This window comes from Enterococcus sp. BWB1-3 (assembly GCF_016745275.1).
Taxonomy (GTDB): domain Bacteria; phylum Bacillota; class Bacilli; order Lactobacillales; family Enterococcaceae; genus Enterococcus_L.
In genome coordinates this window covers 44,200-65,099 of sequence record NZ_JADOEP010000005.1, presented here as the reverse complement: position 1 = coordinate 65,099, position 20,900 = coordinate 44,200, and the positions used below count along the sequence as shown (strand labels likewise).

General features: G+C 39.0%; 21 protein-coding genes. 6 read left to right on the top strand and 15 right to left on the bottom strand.

The window, feature by feature from the left end:
• Positions 1 to 154 precede the first annotated feature (154 nt).
• Positions 155 to 667: a VanZ family protein gene (locus IW492_RS05350; protein WP_202066341.1), complete on the bottom strand. Its 513-nt coding sequence runs from the start codon at positions 665 to 667 to the stop codon at positions 155 to 157.
• A gap of 104 nt (positions 668 to 771) precedes the next feature.
• Between IW492_RS05350 and IW492_RS05345 the strand changes: the two genes are divergently transcribed.
• A complete protein-coding gene (locus tag IW492_RS05345; RefSeq protein ID WP_202066339.1) occupies positions 772 to 2,577 on the top strand; it encodes a M3 family oligoendopeptidase in 1,806 nt (601 codons plus the stop codon).
• Positions 2,578 to 2,727: 150 nt separating this feature from the next.
• On the opposite strand, the gene IW492_RS05340 is transcribed toward IW492_RS05345, so the two are convergent.
• The 6 genes from IW492_RS05340 to rpsO all read right to left on the bottom strand — a co-directional run bounded on the left by IW492_RS05340 (position 2,728) and on the right by rpsO (position 10,578).
• Complete coding sequence (locus tag IW492_RS05340; RefSeq protein ID WP_202066337.1) at positions 2,728 to 4,041, bottom strand: C40 family peptidase; 1,314 nt, start codon at positions 4,039 to 4,041, stop codon at positions 2,728 to 2,730.
• A gap of 246 nt (positions 4,042 to 4,287) precedes the next feature.
• Positions 4,288 to 5,571, bottom strand: a complete 1,284-nt coding sequence (locus tag IW492_RS05335; protein ID WP_202066336.1) for a coiled-coil domain-containing protein — start codon at positions 5,569 to 5,571, stop codon at positions 4,288 to 4,290.
• Between the two features lie 191 nt (positions 5,572 to 5,762).
• Complete coding sequence (mreD, locus tag IW492_RS05330; protein WP_202066334.1) at positions 5,763 to 6,272, bottom strand: rod shape-determining protein MreD; 510 nt, start codon at positions 6,270 to 6,272, stop codon at positions 5,763 to 5,765.
• Entirely contained in the window at positions 6,269 to 7,129 is an 861-nt protein-coding gene (gene mreC / locus IW492_RS05325; protein ID WP_202066332.1) for a rod shape-determining protein MreC, read from the bottom strand. The genes mreD and mreC overlap by 4 nt, the downstream gene beginning before the upstream one ends.
• 370 nt (positions 7,130 to 7,499) lie before the next feature.
• Positions 7,500 to 9,614: a polyribonucleotide nucleotidyltransferase gene (gene pnp / locus IW492_RS05320; protein ID WP_202066329.1), complete on the bottom strand. Its 2,115-nt coding sequence runs from the start codon at positions 9,612 to 9,614 to the stop codon at positions 7,500 to 7,502.
• Between the two features lie 694 nt (positions 9,615 to 10,308).
• Positions 10,309 to 10,578: a 30S ribosomal protein S15 gene (rpsO, locus tag IW492_RS05315; RefSeq protein WP_202066327.1), complete on the bottom strand. Its 270-nt coding sequence runs from the start codon at positions 10,576 to 10,578 to the stop codon at positions 10,309 to 10,311.
• Between the two features lie 438 nt (positions 10,579 to 11,016).
• Between rpsO and def the strand changes: the two genes are divergently transcribed.
• Positions 11,017 to 11,580 carry a peptide deformylase gene (def, locus tag IW492_RS05310; RefSeq protein WP_202066319.1) on the top strand — a complete coding sequence of 188 codons (564 nt, stop codon included), beginning with the start codon at positions 11,017 to 11,019 and terminating at the stop codon, positions 11,578 to 11,580.
• Between the two features lie 153 nt (positions 11,581 to 11,733).
• Here the strand turns inward: def and IW492_RS05305 are convergent, their stop codons facing one another.
• From IW492_RS05305 to IW492_RS05295, 3 genes are all read right to left on the bottom strand, one after another.
• On the bottom strand, positions 11,734 to 11,877 hold the full coding sequence (locus IW492_RS05305; protein ID WP_202066317.1) for a hypothetical protein: 144 nt from the start codon (positions 11,875 to 11,877) through the stop codon (positions 11,734 to 11,736).
• Between the two features lie 750 nt (positions 11,878 to 12,627).
• On the bottom strand, positions 12,628 to 13,404 hold the full coding sequence (locus tag IW492_RS05300; protein ID WP_202066315.1) for a Cof-type HAD-IIB family hydrolase: 777 nt from the start codon (positions 13,402 to 13,404) through the stop codon (positions 12,628 to 12,630).
• A 218-nt stretch (positions 13,405 to 13,622) separates the two neighbouring features.
• Positions 13,623 to 14,420: a formate/nitrite transporter family protein gene (locus IW492_RS05295; protein WP_202066313.1), complete on the bottom strand. Its 798-nt coding sequence runs from the start codon at positions 14,418 to 14,420 to the stop codon at positions 13,623 to 13,625.
• A 399-nt stretch (positions 14,421 to 14,819) separates the two neighbouring features.
• On the opposite strand from IW492_RS05295, the gene rpsD reads away from it, so the two are divergent.
• Complete coding sequence (gene rpsD, locus IW492_RS05290; RefSeq protein WP_202066311.1) at positions 14,820 to 15,431, top strand: 30S ribosomal protein S4; 612 nt, start codon at positions 14,820 to 14,822, stop codon at positions 15,429 to 15,431.
• A 143-nt stretch (positions 15,432 to 15,574) separates the two neighbouring features.
• Here the strand turns inward: rpsD and IW492_RS05285 are convergent, their stop codons facing one another.
• A complete protein-coding gene (locus IW492_RS05285) occupies positions 15,575 to 15,760 on the bottom strand; it encodes a hypothetical protein (RefSeq protein ID WP_202066304.1) in 186 nt (61 codons plus the stop codon).
• A gap of 233 nt (positions 15,761 to 15,993) precedes the next feature.
• Here IW492_RS05285 and IW492_RS05280 point away from each other — a divergent pair, with 233 nt between their 5' ends.
• The gene (locus tag IW492_RS05280; protein WP_202066302.1) at positions 15,994 to 16,320 is read left to right on the top strand and encodes a hypothetical protein; all 327 of its coding nucleotides are present in this window, start codon (positions 15,994 to 15,996) and stop codon (positions 16,318 to 16,320) included.
• Between the two features lie 736 nt (positions 16,321 to 17,056).
• Here the strand turns inward: IW492_RS05280 and IW492_RS18505 are convergent.
• Both IW492_RS18505 and IW492_RS17970 read right to left on the bottom strand, forming a co-directional pair.
• Positions 17,057 to 17,188: a hypothetical protein gene (locus IW492_RS18505; protein WP_330927519.1), complete on the bottom strand. Its 132-nt coding sequence runs from the start codon at positions 17,186 to 17,188 to the stop codon at positions 17,057 to 17,059.
• Positions 17,189 to 17,210: 22 nt separating this feature from the next.
• Positions 17,211 to 17,342, bottom strand: coding sequence for a hypothetical protein (locus IW492_RS17970; protein ID WP_442896302.1), 132 nt, complete (start codon positions 17,340 to 17,342; stop codon positions 17,211 to 17,213).
• A 178-nt stretch (positions 17,343 to 17,520) separates the two neighbouring features.
• Between IW492_RS17970 and IW492_RS05270 the strand changes: the two genes are divergently transcribed.
• Complete coding sequence (locus IW492_RS05270; protein ID WP_202066300.1) at positions 17,521 to 18,078, top strand: biotin transporter BioY; 558 nt, start codon at positions 17,521 to 17,523, stop codon at positions 18,076 to 18,078.
• Between the two features lie 45 nt (positions 18,079 to 18,123).
• Positions 18,124 to 18,666 carry a signal peptidase I gene (gene lepB, locus IW492_RS05265; protein ID WP_202066285.1) on the top strand — a complete coding sequence of 181 codons (543 nt, stop codon included), beginning with the start codon at positions 18,124 to 18,126 and terminating at the stop codon, positions 18,664 to 18,666.
• A 227-nt stretch (positions 18,667 to 18,893) separates the two neighbouring features.
• On the opposite strand, the gene IW492_RS05260 is transcribed toward lepB, so the two are convergent.
• Together IW492_RS05260 and IW492_RS05255 are read right to left on the bottom strand one after the other, a co-directional pair.
• Entirely contained in the window at positions 18,894 to 19,508 is a 615-nt protein-coding gene (locus tag IW492_RS05260) for a DUF1054 domain-containing protein (RefSeq protein WP_202066283.1), read from the bottom strand.
• A gap of 382 nt (positions 19,509 to 19,890) precedes the next feature.
• A complete protein-coding gene (locus IW492_RS05255) occupies positions 19,891 to 20,670 on the bottom strand; it encodes a helix-turn-helix domain-containing protein (protein ID WP_202066281.1) in 780 nt (259 codons plus the stop codon).
• Between the last annotated feature and the right edge of the window lie 230 nt (positions 20,671 to 20,900).

The window sequence follows — 20,900 nt, the reverse complement described above, 5'->3', positions numbered from 1 at the left end:
ACTTGTATTATCCTATCTATCATTGTACTATTCTTTTCTTCTGTTGCAACTGCCCCAATATACGTGATGACTGAAAATAAAAAAAGAGGAAGGAAAACTCTCTCAAGCTCGTCCTCCCTTCCTCAAATCAAACCTCATAAAAATAACAATCATTTCACAGCTGTACGCGGCTTTTCCTGCCTTTTAATCCTGCAAACAACAGGCAGAACAGCACAGCCAGCAGCGCTCCGGCCGAATCCAGCGCAATATCCTGAAACAAGGGGGTTCGACCTCCGGTGATCATTTGATGAATTTCATCCAATGCAGCGTAACCGGTAGCCGTAAGCCAGGCAACTACAGCTGTAAGTACTGATTGATTGATTCTCGGACGTAAGCCAAGGAACCAGCTTCCTCCCAGCAAAAAGTAAGTCAGAATATGGGCCCCTTTACGAATAAAAAATTCAACAAATTTAAAATATCCATTTGCCTGAATACTGACTTCATCAGATGCATACACAAAAGAGATCCTGCTCAGCTGTTCTTTAAATGGTTCATTTGAAAAATATTTCTGCAAAAACCCAATTTGAGACTGCTGTTCATAGGTTTGAGAAGAACTATAAAATAATATACCCATAATGATAAATGCGCAAATCAGATATACGTTACTGTTTCTAAAAAAGTTTTTCACTTTATCACCTCTTCTTACTAATATTAGCTTTTTTCACTACAAGAAACAATGCATTTTAAGCTATAATAATAAAGAAAAGTTTATAAAAGAAAGCAGGTTGTGTTATGACATATTCTCTCAATTGGGATTTAGACAGTATTTTCCCAGGAGGAAGTTCATCAGAGGAATTGATCACCAGAATGAATAAGCTGAAAACGGACAGCAAAACCTACCAAACACTGGTTCGGGAATGGGACATCAGCAATCCAAAAACAAATCAACTATTCAAAGAAATCCTAAAGCTGCAAAGCAGTCTCAGCGATGGTTTTATGCAATGCAGCAGTTTTATTAATGCGCTTTTAGCAGCAAATACCAATGACAGCAAAGCAAAAATATTATTAGGCAACCTTAGCAAGCTGATGCCGGCTGCCCAGCTTGGCGACACATTGCTGAAAACAAAGCTGACGAAAATATCTGATGAACAGTGGTCCAAATTTATTGAGCATAATGACTGGAAGGAGCTGGCATTCCGATTAACGGAACTGCGGACAGAAGGACGCGCTCAACTATCAGAAAATGAAGAAAATATTATCAATACACTTTCACTGGATGGTCTAGCTGCATGGAGTGCTCATTATGATACAATTGTCTCAACACTAACCCTTCCATTTACTGAAAAAGATGGATCAGTCAGTCAGTTATCTGCCGGACAGGCGTTTAACCGAATGACGAGTGATCCCGATGCCGAAATCAGACAGACATTATTCGATTTGTGGGAAGCCGTCTGGACAGAAAAATCCCCCCTGCTTGCCGATACTCTGAATCATTTAGACGGATTCAGACTCAGCGACTATCAGCTTCACGGAATTAAAAACTTTCTCGAAAAGCCGTTAACCTATAATCGTATGAAGGAAGACACACTAAACGCAATGTGGCAGGTAATCAGTGAAAACAAACAACACATGGTTGATTATCTTACACGAAAAGCCCAGCTGTTCGGCAAAGAAAAGATGGATTGGCAGGACCAGGACGCTCCTGTTATTTTAGGAAATCTGAAGGAAAAAGTATTCAGTTTTGACGAAGCTGCTGCATTCATTTTAACGAACTTCAAAAAATTCAGTCCCAAAATGGCTGAATTCGCTCAGTCTGTATTTGAAAAAAGCTGGATTGAAGCAGAGGACCGACCTGGCAAACGTCCGGGAGGCTATTGTACGGAGCTGCCTGAAACAAAAGAATCACGAATATTTATGACCTATGGCGGTTCCATCAATGAAGTAGCCACCTTAGCCCACGAGTTGGGACATGCATTTCACAGCAGTGTTCTCTGGGAGCTGCCCACATTGAATCGGGACTATGCGATGAACGTTGCAGAAACTGCCAGTACATTTGCTGAGCTGATTGTCGCTGATGCGTCGTTAAAAACAGCTGAAACTAATGAAGAACGAATCAATCTGCTGGATGCAAAACTTCAAAATGCCAATGCAATGTTTATGAACATTCATGCACGTTTTCTATTTGAAACAAACTTCTATGAAGCTAGAAAATCAGGTTTACTGTCAGAAGAACAGATAACAGAAATGATGCTTGAAGCACAAAAAGAAAGTTATCAAAATTGTCTGGATAACTACCATCCTCATTTCTGGGCAAGCAAGCTTCATTTCTTTATTGATGATATTCCTTTTTACAACTTCCCATATACATTTGGGTATCTGTTCAGTCAAGGAATTTATGCAACTGCGCAAAAAAGCGGTACTGACTTTGAAGACAGCTATATTGATCTTCTTAGAGATACTGCTTCAATGACATCAGAAGACTTGGCTGAAAAGCATCTAAATGTTGATCTGACAAAACCTGAATTCTGGAAGGCGGGTGTCGATCTAGTCAACGCAGACATCAAAGAATTCCTCGAATTGACTGAACCGTATGTTTAATCACAAAGGATCAACTTAAGATGGAGAAGCCAAAATTATTCTCCATCTTTTTTGAATCATATATTTGTAGGTAAATAACAACAAAATACAAATTATTGGACAAAAAAAGATCTGGAAAAATTCCAGATCTTTTTGACTAATTAATTTGAATTACATACGTACTGCAAAGCTTGGCGCCCATTCGCTTACTGAATTTACACATACCCCTTGAGAAGGGTTAGCTGCATGAACGAATGAACCTCCGCCTAATGCAATTGCTACGTGATAAGAAGCGCCCGGTGCTCCCCAGAAGTACAAGTCTCCTGCTTGAGCTTCTGAAACTGCGATACGTGTTCCGGCACCCTCTTGAGCCACTGTATAGCCACCCACATTACGACCTTGAGCAGTCATAAATGCGTAATAGACAAGCCCTGAACAGTCAAAGCTGTTTGGTCCTTTAGAACCCCATACGTAAGATTTTCCTTTTTGTGCCATCGCTACAGAAACTGCTGAACCGCCTGACGGTGCAGGAGCAGGTGTAGGATCGGGCGTTGGTGTCGGTACAGGATCTGGTGTTGGCGTTGGTGTCGGTGTAACACCTCCATTACCTGAATTCGTATTGTTCCCACCGCTATTAGTATTATTATTGCTTCCTGAATTACCTGATGTTGTATTCCCAACATCTTCAGTTGCAGCCGTTGTACTATTATTTTCTTCAACAGTTGACTGTTCTGCTGCAGCAGTCGCCGCGGCAGCTTCAGCTGCTTCTCTAGCTGCTGCCTCCTGTTGGGCTACCAGTGCACGTTGTGCTTCTGCTTCTGCCTTTTGTTGAACAAACGCAGCTTTTTGATCTTCTGCAGTTGCACGTTCAGCAGACAAGCCTGCTTGTAATACTTCCAAATCAAGCTGTGACTTAATAATTTCACCTTTTTGAGCTTCTAATGCTACTTGGTTTTCTTCTATTTTAGCACTTTTTTCTTGAGTTTCAGCTTTTTTAGCTTCTACTGCTTGCTGATCATCTTTTTGCTGCTGTACTAAATCATTGTTTGCTCTGACAATTGTTGTCAGGGCCTGAACACGAGTAATAGCATCAGAAAATGATTCCGCTGCTAAAACAGTATCCATATAACTAGTTGCACTTCCGTTCACTTGAACGTCACGCGCTTGTTCCTGAATAGCAACTTCACGTTTTTCAATCCGTTTAGTTAATTCAGCAATTTCAGCTGCCAATGCTGCTGTCTGTTCTCTTAATTCAGTTTGTTCTAATTGCAGTTGATCTGCTTGTGTTACGATTTCAGCAATTTCATTTTGTAAAGAAGCGATTTGTGTTTGTACTGATGCTTCCTGGGCTTTAAGTCCACTGATTTTTTGTTCCTGTTGTTGAATTTTTGAATCAACATCATCTGCGAATGCAGTTGCAGAAGGTCCTACTGTTGAAAGTACTAATGAACTTAATACTAACATTGGGATTACGCGTTTCTTCACTATTCATTCCTCCGGGCAAATTATTTAAAGTTAAACTCTAAAGTTATAATTTTCTTTTCTCAATTATTGACTTTATCAGTTTAACATACTCCTATGTCATACAGATAATAGAAACATTACAAAATTGTTTCAAATATCGAAATAAGAAAGAGGTTGTGATAAACACTGTATGAGGTCAAAAGCCCTCATACAGTGTTTATCACAATACCCTTTGCTTTATCCTATTTAATTTTATTCCTTATCCCGTTATCCCGGAAAACGCCATACAACTGCTCTAAAATTAGCTGGAGGCGCAGGTCTCCAGTTTTTATTTGTCGAAACATAGCCAGAACCGCCAGGATTATTAGCTTCTACAATTTGGACGATTCCATTTTCCACACCTACAATCAATACAGTATGAACTCCGCCAATCCAGCCTTCCGGACTATAGATATTTTCATATTGAACAACATCTCCGGGCTGTACATCGGCCCACGAGATCTGAACCGCCCCTGAAGCCACATATCCGCTGTGAGGACCACCGACAGCAAAACCAATATTCCCTGCAGATAACCAGCGTCGAACTGAAACAAGGCACTCGCCCTGGGCACCCCAGCCAGTTGGATAGCTGTTGCCGCAATCTGCCAGTGCAGCACTTACTACCGCCTGTTTTGCAGCGGAAACATTTTTGGCACTTCCAGGCATTGCTGTGTCTGTGTCATCATACTTTGATGTTGATTGGGCAGGCTTCTGTATAGCAGAAGTTGTACCATCTTCTTCGATAACATTCATACTTTCAGTTTGAGCAAGAATTTCCTGGGCCAGCTTTTCCTTCTCTTCTTCTATCCGCTTCTGCTCAGCCTCCTGCTCTGCCAGTTTTTGCTCGGCAGCTGTTTTTTGGGCAGTATATTCAGCCTTTTTACTTTCTTCCGTTGTCCGTTCTGCTTCCAACTCATTTTTGGCAATCTCCTGCTGAATTTTCAAAGTTTCCAGTGATGCTGTCTTTTTATCCAACTCTTTAACAGCTGTTTCCAAAACAGAAATCTGACTTTCAACTGTTTTTGTCTTATCATCTACTTCAGCCTTATCTTCTGTTTGCTGATCCAGTAAGTCATTATTGGCGTTAACTAATGCAGTCAGGCTTTGAACGCGAGTCAAGGCATCAGAAAGAGATTCTGAATTCAGAATAACTTCAAGATAGCTTGTACCATTTCCGCTGACTTGCACATCTCTGGCTTGCTTCTGCATTTGAACATCTCTTTTTTGAATACGCACATTTAAATCAGAAATTTCATTGTAAAGGTTTTTGATTTCTTCTGTAAGCAGTTCTTTGGTTTCGCTGAGCTTATCCACTTTTTCTGCTGTTGCCAGCATTTCAGTCTCAATCTCAGCCAACGCCTGTTCTGCTTCTGCTTCTTTTGTTTTTAATGCATCAATTTTTTGATTCTGTTCTGTAATTTGAACATCCGTTGCTGTAGCAACTGCAGGCAAAGAGACTGCGGTCAGAGCCAACGAACAGACCAATAAAGTTGATATCAGATTATTTTTCACGAATGTACTCCTCCGAATATGTCTATCTATTAATTAAAATCAATTATTTCGCTTACTTTTTTTTAGTATCAATATAATTGTAACACAAATATATGTCATATATATAAAATGAATATTACAAAAATGTTTCCAAGGGTACATTAAATAACGCGTTATCCATCATAAGATTCTTCCGAAAACAAAAAAAGAAACTATGCTGTAGAGAATAGCTTCTTCAACGGATAATAAAATAGTACAAATAACAGCATATTAAATAACAAGGTCGGCCCGAGCGTTCTGGTAATGAAAATGATGGGTCCAACATTTGACAATCGGAAAATCATTTGCAGTACAACCGAAATCAATTCATAGCAGGTAACAAAAATTACCATTCCAAAAAAGGCAGTCGGAATATTTGTGTCCAAAACTTTTTGAAAAGTATACATCAGCACAACAGTAACCGTTAAGGCTACCGTATAAATTCCCAAAACACCGATATAGTAGCTGTCACAAATCAAACCAAGAATGACTGAACTGATAATGACATATCGTTTCGTTAAATTTGGAATCATCGTTACGTAAGCTAACAACAGAAAATGAGCACTCGGAAAATAAACATTATCCACCAGATTCTCTGCCCACATTGTCAACTGACCATCCGTCAGCATCAGGAAAAAAAGAATGAAAGGCGCATAGTACTTTACCTTATCTTTTGGAATCATTCATTTCCACCTGCCGCTCTTTGAATGATCGTCACAAATTTAATATCATACATATCTGCATAGGGTTTAACATACACTTCTCTGTCAAGTCCGTATTTATCCGGTTCTACCTTCTCCACAATTCCCACCGGAAGATCAGCTGGAGAGTTTCCTCCTAACCCGGAAGTCTGGACAACTGCGCCAACCTTTATCTCTGAATCACCTGTCAATTGTGTTGCAACCAAAGCTTTTTCTTTATCATCGTATTCCTTCAGCAGCCCATAAGAATCCCCGCTGTCAGTACTGACACGTATTGGAAAATGATTGGAATTTTGATTTTTGGTAGTCAACAGTTCCACTTTGGAAGAAAAACCGTTCACCTCAATTACCCGCCCAATCAACCCCTTTTGAGAAAGGACAGCCATATTCACTTCAATACCGGCGTTGCTGCCTTTATCCACAATCATGATATCCTGCCAAGTATCCGGCGAACGGCTGATTACATTAGCTGTGACTTTTTCATAAGTCGTCAAGGTTTCATTTAAGCCGATTTCTTCTTTCAGCGAATCAATTTCTTTTTGATAATTCTCATTTTGAATTGCCAGTTCATTATAACTGTCTATTTTTTCTTTCAACTGCTGGTTTTCATCATATGTATTAAATAGATTTGTTAATGAAGCCAAACTGCTGGCTACCGCTTTTGCAGGTGCTGAAAACATCTTGTCAACAATACCGACACCATCGTTTACTGCAGATTGAACAATATTTGCCTTTCCATTGTTTGCTCTTTGCGCCGCAGTCAAGCTGATTACAGTGACCACAATGATTACTAAAATCAAAGTAATAATTATATTTTTATTTGGATTAAATTTCTTCACACCGACACCTCAGATAGTCTTCAAACTGTGGCACTAATTTTACCACTTTTTAGCTGCGAACAAAAGAGCCGCAAAGATGCTCTTTAACTTTTTTTATCAATTAATAGATGAAAAACGAACAGGTTGATTAAACCGACCCATTCGCTTTCCAAAAAAAGATTGAAGCTGATGTATTCTTCGTATAAGACAAACAATCAGCCAGCTGCAGAAGGGATCGTGACATTAGTATGTCTGAGTTCCCTAAAGCCGAATAAACGGTGTTCCAGGCTTTGTATGATTCAAGCACCCATAAGAAGCGTAGAAGCAAAGCCCCTCCATTCTTCGAGGATCGGAACGAAGGGCTTTGTCACCCCTCATCTATTCAACCATACTATTTGTCTTTTTTCTCTTCATTCAGCAACGCTTTTCTTGAAACGTTCACGCGTCCCATTTTGTCAATTTCCGTTACTTTAACAAGGATTTCATCCCCAAGCTTTACAACATCTTCAACTTTTTCCACACGTTCATTGGCCAGCTGAGAAATGTGAACCAGTCCATCTTTTCCTTTGATTAAGTTAATGAACGCACCGAATTTTTCAATCCTCACTACTTTCCCCAGATAAACCTGACCTACTTCCACTTCTTTTGTCAGTTCTTCAATAATCTTAATTGCTTTCTTAATCATATCAGCATCTGCCGAGGCAATACTTACATTACCCTCTTGATCAATATCAATTTTAACACCGGTCTCATCAATAATTCCATTGATTGTTTCTCCGCCTTTACCAATGACATCTTTGATTTTAGCTGGTTTGATTTGAATCATTTCAATCTTCGGAGCATATTGACTAAGCTCTTCACGAGGACCGCTCAAGGTTGATGTCAGTTCTGCCAAGATTTCCATACGGGCTTTCTTCGCCTGTTCCAAAGCTTCCTTCAGAATTTGTTCCGTAATCCCCTGAATCTTTATATCCATCTGCAATGCAGTAATTCCTTCTTTTGTTCCCGCAACTTTAAAGTCCATATCTCCAAGATGATCTTCCAATCCTTGAATGTCTGTTAGAATCGTATAATTTTCTCCGTCACTGACCAAGCCCATTGCGATTCCGGCAACAGGTGCTTTAATCGGCACACCAGCATCCATCAAAGCTAAAATCCCAGCACAGATACTTGCCTGAGAAGAAGAACCATTTGATTCCAGTACTTCAGAAACGATACGGATTGTGTAAGGGAAATCTGCTTCACTTGGGATAATCTGTGCCATTGCACGCTCACCCAAAGCACCATGTCCGATTTCACGACGTCCTGGAGAACCAGCACGACCTGTTGACCCTACAGAGAACTGAGGGAAGTTGTAATGATGAATGAATCGTTTGCTGTCTTCCACACCCAATCCATCAATAATTTGATGCTCACCTAATGGGGCAAGAGTACAAACTGACAATGCCTGAGTCTGACCTCTGGTAAATAAACCGGAGCCGTGTACTCGAGGCAGAATTCCCACTTCAGAGGCAAGCGGACGGATTTCATCCAGCTTACGGCCATCTGGGCGGATTTTATCAATCGTAATTAGTTCACGCACTACATCCTTTTCCAAATCTTCAGCAATCTGCTTTACTTCTTTGTTAATACGGCCGAGCTCTTCAGAATCTGCATATTTTTCTGCATAGGCTTCTTTCACCTGATCCTTCACTGCATCAATGTTATCTTCACGAGCAAGTTTTTCTTCAGTCATAACAGCATCTTTCATTGTTTGGTAATAGCCGTCAAAAATCTCTTTTTTAAGTTCTGCTTCCACCTGAAGAAGGGATACTTCCATCTTAGGTTTTCCGACTGCTGCCACAACTTCTTCCTGAAAAGCCACCAATTCTTTAATTGCATCAAAACCAAACAACAGTGCACCCAGCATATCTTCTTCTGATACTTCTTTTGCTCCGCTTTCAACCATGTTAATCGCTTTTTTTGTTCCGGCAACGCTTAATTCAATATCTGTTTTTTCTGATTGTTCAATCGTTGGATTCAATACATATTCTCCATCTACACGACCAACATTCACACCAGCAATCGGTCCGTCAAATGGAATATCTGAAATAGCCAATGCCAGAGAGGAACCCAGCATAGCTGCCATTTCCGGTGTGCAGTCCTGTTCCACACTCATCACAGTATTCGTAATTTGCACTTCATTACGGAATCCATCTGCAAACATTGGACGGATTGGACGGTCAATCAAGCGTGCAGTCAATGTAGCGCGTTCACTTGGACGACCTTCCCGTTTAATAAAGCCTCCGGGAACTTTTCCGACTGCATACATTTTTTCTTCATAATTCACTGTCAACGGAAAGAAGTCTACATCTTTTGCTTCTTTCGAAGCAACAGCAGCGCTCAATACAACGGTATCTCCATAGCGAACCAATACTGCACCGTTTGCCTGTTTTGCCAACTGACCAACCTCGATTTGCAGGGGACGTCCCCCCCATGTTGTTTTAAATATTTGTTTCTCTGACATGTTGAATCTCCTTCTTGTCCTTTGAAAAGCGGGACACTACTAAACAAATGGAAAAACCCAATGGATTAGATCCTTTCATTTGGTTAGTAGAGTTCTGACCGGCTCTTCAAGGTACAGTTTTATTTAAAGTACACCTGATACTTTATTTCTGAACAGTTGGGAATACAGCGATAGAATTGATCGCAGGCCCCTTATGCTTATTAACTGAGATAAGTCCCAACTATTTATAAACGATGTTCCATTCTTTGGATATTTCGAGGATCGGAACAAAGCCCTTCAATTCTTAGTAGCTTTGCCATTTAGAAATTGATGAGATTGAAACGAAGTCCTTCAATTCTTAATGGCTTTGCCGTTTAGAAATTGATGAGATCGAAACGAAGTCCTTCAATTCTTAATGGCTTTGCCGTTTAGAAATTGATGAGATCGAAACGAAGTGTAGTGTAGCGTAGTGAGAACCGCAGAAGCAAATCTTTTTGTGCGATGAGTAATCGCAGGCAACCTCTCGGAAATACTACGTATCAATCCACAACCATTCATTTCATAAATAGTGCTCCTTGACAATTTTCGGATACCCCTTCTTATTGCTTCGCTTCGATGCTGGGCATGCCTATCTGGTTCTCGGAACTAGCCGCTTTTGTCACAACCTCAGACTAAAAAAGTGAGATTCTGGTGAATCCCACTTTCATATTTTGGATTAACGACGTAAGCCTAAACGTTGGATCAGTTCACGGTAGCGTTGGATGTCAGTCTTACGCAGGTAAGCTAACAAGTTACGACGGTGACCGATTTTTTTCATTAGTCCACGGTAAGAATGGTGATCTTTTTTGTGAACGCGTGCATGCTCATTCAGGTGATTGATATCAGCTGTTAATACAGCGATCTGTACTTCCGGTGAACCAGTATCTCCTTCATGCAAAGCATATTCGCTAATGATTTGGTTTTTCTGTTCTTTTGACATTACCATATTTTCCACCTCTTTCTAAAAAATCATCTAAATACTGAGTAGTACGTTGGTGACTCGTACAACCAAGTAAAAGACGGTATGTTTCCACACAGATTATACTTTACAGGATAGCATGTCAAAATGCAAGACAAAACGAAGGAAAAACACCGTAAACACGTGAAAAGCTCTCTCTTTTTTCGACAGACAGCAAATCTCGGAAAAATTGTCCCGACCTGCTGTTCCTAACCTGTGCTATTCAGATACTTCTGTTCAATGTCTGACCTTTCAGGTCGCTTCTGATTCTTTTGCTCTGCTGTCTGCCCCCTGAACAAAAACCCTTGTTTTCTGTAGAAAAGTCCCCATTTTTTTCTGTTTTGTGATACACTTAATTACGCAAAATGTTCAAACTGCCAGTAAAATCTTTTTACTGTTTTAATGATAAAAGGAGGAATCATCTGAATGATTTTGATGAATGACATTATTCGGGAGGGGCATCCTACCCTGCGCAAAGTCGCAGAAGAAACAGCATTGCCTCTATCTGAAGAAGATATTAAGCTGGGACAGGAAATGATGACCTTTCTGCAAAACAGTCAGGACCCTGAAAAAGCGGAAGAACTGGAATTAAGAGGCGGCGTCGGTCTCGCAGCTCCCCAATTGGATATTTCTAAAAGAATTATTGCTGTCCATGTTCCCAGTTCAGATATGGAAAATCCAGAGCCGGTCCTTAGTGCTGTCATGTACAATCCAAAAATTATCAGCCACTCTGTTCAGGATGCTTGTCTGGCGGAAGGCGAAGGCTGTCTATCAGTAGATCGGGAAGTCCCCGGTTACGTTGTGCGCCACAGCAAAATTACGCTGACTTATTTTGATGCAAATGGTGAAAAACAGAAAATACGGCTAAAAAATTATGAAGCCATTGTGGTACAACATGAAATTGATCATTTAAACGGGATTATGTTCTATGATCATATCAATGAAAACAGTCCCTTCAATTTGAAAGACGGCGTATTGATTATCGAATAATTCCGATTCGAATTCACACGTTTACTTATAATCTGATTGACACGCTTCTCACAGTCTGTCAATCAGATTTTTTTATCAAAAATAATCATTACTCCTGTCTCCTGTAAAAAGACTGCTAAGAAAACATACCGACACCTCATCTCTTTACCAGCTTCAACAAAGTATAGATAATTTACTGTCATTGTCTACATCGTTCAGTTCTAAATACTCGCCCTCAACACGAATATCATTCAAGCCATCTTCCTGTACCGAGCTGAAAGCAAAAATATCTTCAAATGTAGATTTTCGTACTTCCATCTTTCATTTTTATCTCAAGTTTCAGAGAATCAGTCTGGCTGTCTTTTCCACTGTTGCTTTCATACGAAAAGCTAAAGCTCAACGGAGATAGTTTACTATTTTTTATCTCAGTTTAGACTTCCTGAAGCCTTACCTTTTGATTTTTTAATTCCCTGACAGATATTTCAGAAGTATCTGTAAATTTAATTACCCGTTCCCCACACTCATAGACTTCATAGCTGCTGTCTTCAAGTTTAATATTATAGTCTTTCAACTCAGATTTTTTATACCAAAAAGATATTCTTCATACACCAGAACGCCCAGTTTCATTTCTCATTCATTCCCTCACTTCTTTTTTTTATGTGCTACTTATAATACAATCGAAAAAGGAAAATTCCTCACTTTGCAGCAAGTTTTTCCAAAACTAATGCTTTCTATCTGCAAAACTGATAATAAAAATAGGGATTAGCACCTTATTTTTCATAAAATCATCAAACAACACTTTATCTAAATCAGCTGCAGCCTGCTGAAAAAAACAGATCCCTTATCAGCTGGAACTGATAAAGTATCTGTATTCATAATATTCTTTTATATTTCAATAATTATTAGGGCGTGTCTGAAAAGTTAGTGGGCTTCGAATTTTCCAGTGATTTTTGTTGAAATCAAGAAAGAAAATACAGCTTATGTGATGTGGTTCATAAGCGAGTATTTATACCGAGGAGTTCTATAAAAATCATCAAAATATTCGCTGCTTGAGTTTTCAGACATACACTAGACAAATTTCAATTCTTTCAAGGCTTTCCAGATGCCGTCCTGATCATTGGTATCTGTGACCATTTTTGCTTCCTGCTGTATATGCGCTTCAGCATTCCCCATTGCTACACCAATTCCCGCTTCCCGCAGCATTTCCCGATCATTATCGCCATCTCCAAATGCGATAACATCTTCTCGTTCGATCCCTACCCGTTCAGCAAGGTTTAGAATTGTTGCTGCTTTAGAGCCATTTTGTGGAAGAATATCTACACTCTCAGGATGCCAGCGGACAAAACGAAACTTTGGAAACAGCTCTTCAAACGAGCCTTCCAATGATTGATCATAAAATGCAAGCGCCTGATAAATATCTGCCGATTGATTAAAATGCTCATCAAAATCCAGATCATGAAAATCAATGGAGCGCATCGCTTCAACAACTTGTTGCGGCCGATGACTGTTGGTCTTTTTCACTGCATCCAGCCCAACATATGCTAAACCTAATTCCTGCTCTTCCAGTTCCTTCGAAAAACGAACCAGTTCTTCTTCATCCAACAGATTTTGATAGTATTGTTCATGATCTAAAAAAGCAGCTGCTCCATTACAAAGAATATAGTTAGGAAATTCTAAATCAAGAATAACCTTCTGTGCCATGTATCGGCTTCTTCCAGTGGCTATTGTCACTAAATGCCCCTGTTTTCTAAGCTGGTGCAAAGCCTCCCTTGTACTGTCCAGCACCTGCTTGTCTGTTCCCAACAACGTCCCGTCAATATCAAATGCAAAAAGTTTTCTCTTCATGGAGTTTTAGTCCCGCCTGCTTTCTTTCATTTTTAATCCTTAAAAGCTCCAACAATTTCGCCTGGTGCCTCTCATCATTTTTAGCATATTAAAGACTGTTTATCAATTATACGGATTTCATTCAGATTGTCCTTTAACCATTAAAATTCCCAAAATATCAAGAAAATACACAAAAAGCCGAAGCAAAAATTCATCTCAGCTCCAGCTTTCATTCTATTTTAATCTAAATATTTTGTATCTACATCGTTCAGCCATGCATAGCCAAGTCCCATAACCAGACCGCCGCCGATAAAATTCCCAATCAAGGCAAAAAACAGATTATGCGCAACATTTCCGACAGTCATCGCCGCCATCGTTCCATGAGAAGCAAAGTACGCTAATGTGAACGCAGGGAAATTGGCGATAACGTGTTCATATCCCAAGAAAGCAAAAATAAATATCAGGAAGATAATTGCGCCGATTTTACCTGCATCATCTTTCATACGCATGCTAACCAAGACTGCCGTGTTGACCACAATATTCGCAAACATACCTTCTACTAAAATTTGCATTGTACCCTTAGTTAATTTTCCGGAAATCGAAGTCAGCATATAATTATCTGGCGCTAACTCTTGAAAAGGAACTGTTTGAGAGACTAAGAAACCAAAAATTACCCCTCCAACTAAATTAAAGAAAATACAAGTAAATAAAATTTTTGCAGCAAATGAAACATTGATTTTTTTACGATAAACACCAACAGTCATATACAGCATATTTGATGTCCCAAGTTCAGCATTCATATAAAGTATCATTACTAAAGACCAGCTAAACATAAATGCATACAAAATTTTCCCCAAGCCGTGTGCAATATCCTCGCCTTTCATCGCGATAGCAAATGCTACAGCTGTTCCAAGAGATAAAAACATACACGCAAGGACTGCCCGAAACGCATAACGAACGAAACTGTTTTCAAATAAGTTCATTTTTTTACTGATGGATTTATCGATCTGTTCAAATAATGGAGATACAGGTTTCATCAATTTACTGCTCCTTTTCAAATAATTTTCAATCATTCTTTTCAGAATATCCTCTCCCATTTTAATTACATAGAAACCATTTGTCCAGTGATTTTTGTGGATTTATTTCATAAATTAGCCATTCTTTCTGTCTAGTTTCTTTCTAATCTGTTGATAATCATTGACGCAGCAGGTTTTATTGAGGTATAATATCATTCGTGTAAAATAATGCAGCAGAAGGATAATAGTTCGTCAACAGTTCGTTGCCTCAAATCATCATTAATGATTTTGATCAGTAGATCTGGGTTCAACTGCGTAACCGCGGCTGCAAAGGTGAAGGTTGAAGAATGAACTGAACGAATATGAATTTTTCAGAAGATTATTTTACTCCAAAAAAATTATTTATTGGAGGAATTTTTAATGTCACGTTATACTGGACCATCTTGGAAAATCTCTCGCCGTTTAGGTATTTCTCTATCAGGAACTGGTAAAGAATTGGCACGCCGCCCTTACAAACCAGGTCAACACGGACCAAACAGCCGTGGAAAAGTATCTGAATATGGTATGCAATTAACTGAAAAACAAAAACTGCGTCATATGTATGGTATGAACGAACGTCAATTCCGTACACTTTTCGTTAAAGCAAGCAAAATTAAAGAAGGTAAGCACGGGGTTAACTTCATGATCCTGTTAGAACAACGTTTAGACAATGTTGTTTACCGTCTTGGTCTTGCAACTACTCGTCGTCAAGCACGTCAGTTAGTAAATCATGGTCACGTTTTAGTGGATGGCAAACGTGTAGACATCCCTTCTTACCACGTTGAAGTGGGGCAAGTGATTTCTATCCGTGAAAAATCTCAAAACAATACAGCAATTAAAGAAGCAGTAGAAGCAACTCTTGGCCGTCCGGCATTTGTGAGCTTCGATACTGAAAAATTAGAAGGAAGCCTAACTCGTTTACCAGAACGTGAAGAGCTTTATCCTGAAATCGACGAAGCACTTGTCGTTGAATTCTACAACCAAGTTCTATAATATCTTACGATATTCAAAAAACCTTGCCGTTTTGGCAAGGTTTTTCTTGTTAGTCTGAAGATACTGTATACCTTCCAGACCGGCAAAATCATAAATGCTTGTATTCACCTCAAATAATGTAAGCTCTTGATTGAAAAGATCGTTTAGAACCTTGCCATATCGTCCGTCTTCTTCCGGATTTTCCGTACAAATGCTTCCAACAGCTTATGATTCAGGTAATTATTTAAAGTTAAATTAGGTAGCTGAACATTCCGTCCCTGCACTTCCGCTGATCCGCCATATACCATCAAACCAAATCCAGCAGCCAGCATGGTTACACTTATTTTCATTACAAAATCCTCTATTTCTGTTTTTTTATTCATTACACACCGAAAGGACACATATTAAAATATCGAGTAGAAATATTCCATAAAGCCTTAGACATCCCAAAATAAAGGATAGCTTCTTCCATTTAAGATAACTTTCTATTCATTTTTTGAATTTTTTATTCTAAAGACCTTTACAGAAAGAACGTATGTTCCTATAATGGTAATGAATGTAAAAACAGACAGGAGAGGATTATATGAAACTGGTGGTCACTGAAAGGCACTTGGGAGAAGGGGTATTCCCGACATTTTCGGAAGGAACCATAGTGACAAACCTTACACTCTGCGAGCATTATCATAATTGGACAGGTGGAACAATTGAAGGCTATGATACATATTTCCCTGTGGACTATATTGATGGTGATACTTTAACCAGAGAATATAACCCGACAGAGCTGATAGCAACAGAAAACAGTATCGTCGAATTAATCGAAGTTGTTTATGAATGGGCGCTGGTAAAAGATCAACACGGGACAATCGGCTGGCTACCGTTTTCCAAGCTGAAATCGCTTATTTTCGCCTAATATATAAAGAGCTGCAGAATGAAAAAAATTTGTGCATTGCTTCAAAAAAGCAAACAGGTCTACTGACAGATGAGTTGCTTCAAGCAAACGTTCAGCATTTAAAACATTTAGAAGATACAGTCATTTTAATTCTCTGAAGATCTCTGAAAGATACGAGTCAGGCGACCCAACTGCTTCAGGTAAACAGCCTGACAGATACCCAAATTCTTTTTTCAGCAATCCATTTACTCAGCGTAGCTGCCATCAATACTGCTCTTTTAAATGGACGGTTGGAAGCAAGTACTGAGAATAATTTTTTAGTAAAAAATTTATAGACACATGCAGAGAAGACCACAACCATTTACCGCTGTCCCTGCACACGTCTATTTTTTATATCTCTTTTTCAGTGTTTATTCATTGCACGCTGACAGGACACCAGCCTTTATTACAACGAATTGATCACGCTGTTCAAGCAGATCGTCATGGGTAACTATAATTGTTGCTTTATTTTTTCCTTTGCAAGAATTTTGATAATTTCAAGCACCTTTTCAGAATCAAGATTGACGGTTGGTTTATCCGCCAAAACAATCAAAGGGACGTTATAAAGGGCTATTGCAATTGTCCTCCGTAGATGCCCTTCGCCAGCTATTTCATTTCGTCAGGATATTCATTTCCCAAATTACCTACTCCCAGCTGATCCAGCAATTCCTGAATCTCCTTGTTGCCGCCTCTTTCCTTTTTACTTTATCAACCGGCTTCAGCCGCTTGGACCAATCACTGCAGTAAATTTCCTTTTTTCCAGAAAAAACTCTGTCTTTTTCAATGCTGTAACTGCAGCATCTCCATCTAAAAAGCTTTTTCCGGCTTGTTTAAACGCTATTGCCTTCACTCACCCTTTTATCAAGTACCATTCAATAGTCCTGAGTAAGTCCATAAGCCGATCCGGTTAAAAAGGACACCAGATAGTCTATTAAAAATATCACTTTAACAATCAAGCTGCATCTTAGTTTATAATGAACAATTTCATTCCATGCTAAACGCATGTCGCTCCCTCTTTCCCCCTTCTCTTCCGTTAAAATCGTCTATTCAATATAATGAGATAATTATTCACCTTAAAAAACCAGTTTATTTCTTTTACAAGATTGGGCTTTACATTATTCTAACTTTCCTATATAATTCTCGTTAACCAATATAAAAAATAAGTTGACGATGAGGTGTATTATGAATTCTTCTTTACGTTCCATGATTCTGGCTGCAGAGTTTGCTGCTATTATCGCTATATTTTCACAACTAACTATTCCAACAGGTCTTATTCCTCTTACAGGGCAAACATTAGCAGTAGGTTTGGCAGTAACCGTTTTAGGTCGACGTGTTGGCACCTACGCTATTTTAATCTATTTGCTCCTAGGCTTAATCGGTTTGCCTGTTTTTGCTGGAATGAAATCCGGTGTTGCAGCATTACTTGGTCCTACAGGAGGCTATTTAATTGGTTTTATTTTCAATGGTCTTATTACAGGAACAGTGATGGAACGCAAGTCCTTCAATTATACGTGGGCAGTTTTAGGAAATATTATCGGGGCTATGGTCACACTTATTTTCGGTACATTATGGCTGAAAATATATGGAGGAACAGACTGGCTTCCAGCCTTTCAAGGCGGCTTTATCCCTTTTATTATTCCAGGGATAATAAAAGCTGTACTTGCAGCCTATCTTGGTATTTTAATACGAAACAGATTACCGGCTGCCATGCTGAATTCTGAAAAATCGGTTCACAGATAGTAAAAAAGAGGGTATACTTAAGAGGAAAAGCATGGAGGGATAGTAGTGAAGAAGCATAAAATATTGCGTACTATAATAGAACTCGTAGTCCTATTCGGTCTCGTTTTCCTTTTAAGAATATTTATTTTTAATCCAGTCGAAGTGCTGGGAAATTCAATGGAGCCCACTTATCATGAATCAGATCGTCTTTGGCAGATGACATTTGTCGAGCCCAGCCGTTTTGATAATGTGACATTCATCAGTCCCAGAAATGGAAAAATGCTGGTAAAAAGAGTGATCGGTCTTCCCGGTGATACAATTCGTTATGAAAATGATCAGTTATATATCAATGATAAAGCTTATGATGAAGATTATTTAGACGAATTTAAGGTAGATATGCCTGACGGAGAACCATTAACTCCAGATTTTTCTTTGGAAACTCTGACAGCAACCCAAACAAGCACTGTTACTGAAGGAAAATATTTTGTTCTAGGTGACAACCGTCAGATCGCTGACGACAGCCGTTATTTCGGCTTTGTTAATCAGGGTGATATTAAAGGTGTAATTTTCTTCCGTTTCTTTCCATTAAATAAAATTGGGCTGCAATAACCAGTGACTAATCCAGAAGAAGCACAAAGAAATCAAACAGTAGATTTCTTTGTGCTTCTTCTTTTATGTCATGTCAACCCCTTGTAAAGATACAAGACAGCTCAGCTAAAAACTGGTTTTTCCAACAAAACAGTTTAACTAGAATCAACAATAACTTGTCTGCGTTATAACTATCTAAACCTGGGTTTTCACAGACTCGTTACCTTGTCTCATCTTTAAGTACTTTTTCATTTGCAATGTTGTTCCATAGCAAGCTGGTACAACGGCAGCAGCTTTTTATAGGTCTCAAGCATGTACCTCTGTGCTTCCTTTGGAGATTTCAACAGAGGGTCATCCTTCCTGATAATTCGCCCAATTTGAAATTCACCCTTTTTTACGTCCCTAAACCGAACCAGCCCTTTTTCCAGATCAGCTTCTCCTAGCTTTTCGACATTCGGCTGTGTATGGTCCAATGAAATATAAAAATCATCCGGCAGCAGATCAAACAACTTCGAACTATCTAAAAATGCCTGAGCAATCTGTTGCTCATTTTTCGGATTGTCAATCAGAGACAACCACATAAATAAATAATCCGGCCATATACCCAGCTGAAAATGCGGCTCCATTTTATAGCCTCTTTTTTTCCGGCTGAGCGCAGACCATGTATTTTCAGGTGCATATGCCGTCCGACGACGATGCTGTGCAATATGAACATAAAATGTTGTATCCAGATCTTTTCCCAGCTCAGCAGCAAAGTAGTCATCCAGCTTCTGGAATTTCGGTTGTATCCGACTGCGAATCTCAACCATTCTTTCACCCAGACCTTCAACTTCAAAAACAGTAAAATCTTTTTTTATAAACATTTAACTTGCACTCCATTTCTTTTCTGCAATCAATTCTTCAATACAGCTAGCCTTACCAGCGATTAATCAACAAATAAATGTATGCTGCAGCAAAACTTATTCTCATTTTTACAGTATTCCGTTGCTTTTATCTTGGATTCAATCATTTCTTACCACATTCGTATAAAAGTATAACATATTCTTAGAAGGCAAAAAAAGTGCAGAGAAACTATTATTCGGCATTTGTATTTTTCACTTGAAGTTTCTTCTATACAAAGAAGGTTAACTTTTCACCAAAGCGTATATCCAGCACAAAAAGAAACCAACATGCTATTTTTCAGCTAGCTGTTGATTTCTTTTCAAGCAATTGGATAGACAAAACTCGTATTTTCCGCTGGTATATTTAATGCCGGTATCTATATTCTCTCAAAGCTTTATCCATTCTTCCACCATCAACTTTTATCAGCCCGCAAACAGCACAAAGACCAAATAAAGCAATTTCAACGATATTACTCATCAGAAATTCAACAAGTGTCAAACTGTCCTTAATTAATAAAAGCATTCCGTATTCTCCGGCAAAGCTTAACAACCGTACAGCACTAATTAACCACCAAAAGCCTATGGACGTGTATTTCCACAAAGCAATCAGTATCCATACATAAACTACCCAAACAGCTGTGACTCTAAATAATTGAGTCAGATCTATATGAGGGTTAATTCCTGCGATTGCCAGCAGCAGCGGTACAATCAAAACAGTTACGATGCCGCCGCATTTAATCAGTCGGTTTTCTCCTGCATATCTTAGCACCGTTGCAACTCCTCCGACAATTAAGCATCCGCTGAAAACAATGAGAGACCATGTCAGTTCCTGAGTATAAATAAAATCAAGCCCCGCACAAATAATGCTGCTGATTGCCAATGAACTGATTACAACCATATACAGGACTTCCCATATGTTTTTTCTCTTTAAACTAGTAACCATTTTTTTATCTCCCTTCAATAATGCATCCAAAGAGATAGAAAACAATTCACTCAGCTGAATCAGGCTTTCAATATCCGGATAACTCCGACCTACTTCCCAGTTAGAAATCGTCTGTCTGGAGACATGCATTTTGTCTGCCAGTTCCTGCTGTGTAAAATTGTATGCTGCTCTCTTTTCCTTTAATCGGTTTCCTAAATCCATTCTTTTCTCCTTCTGTTTTCACTATAGAAAAAGCATACCATTTTCACAAGAAAAGAAAATAAGCAAATGGATGATCATCACGCAAACTTTCTAAGCATGTTGACATATCAACATTTTCAGCGGATAGAAAAAGAGTAATCCAGCTGATTTTCAAGAAAAATGCACTTCATTCTATGTAAATAAAATCTGTCTCCACTTAAGTCTTGGTATTTCTAAACATTACGGAGAAA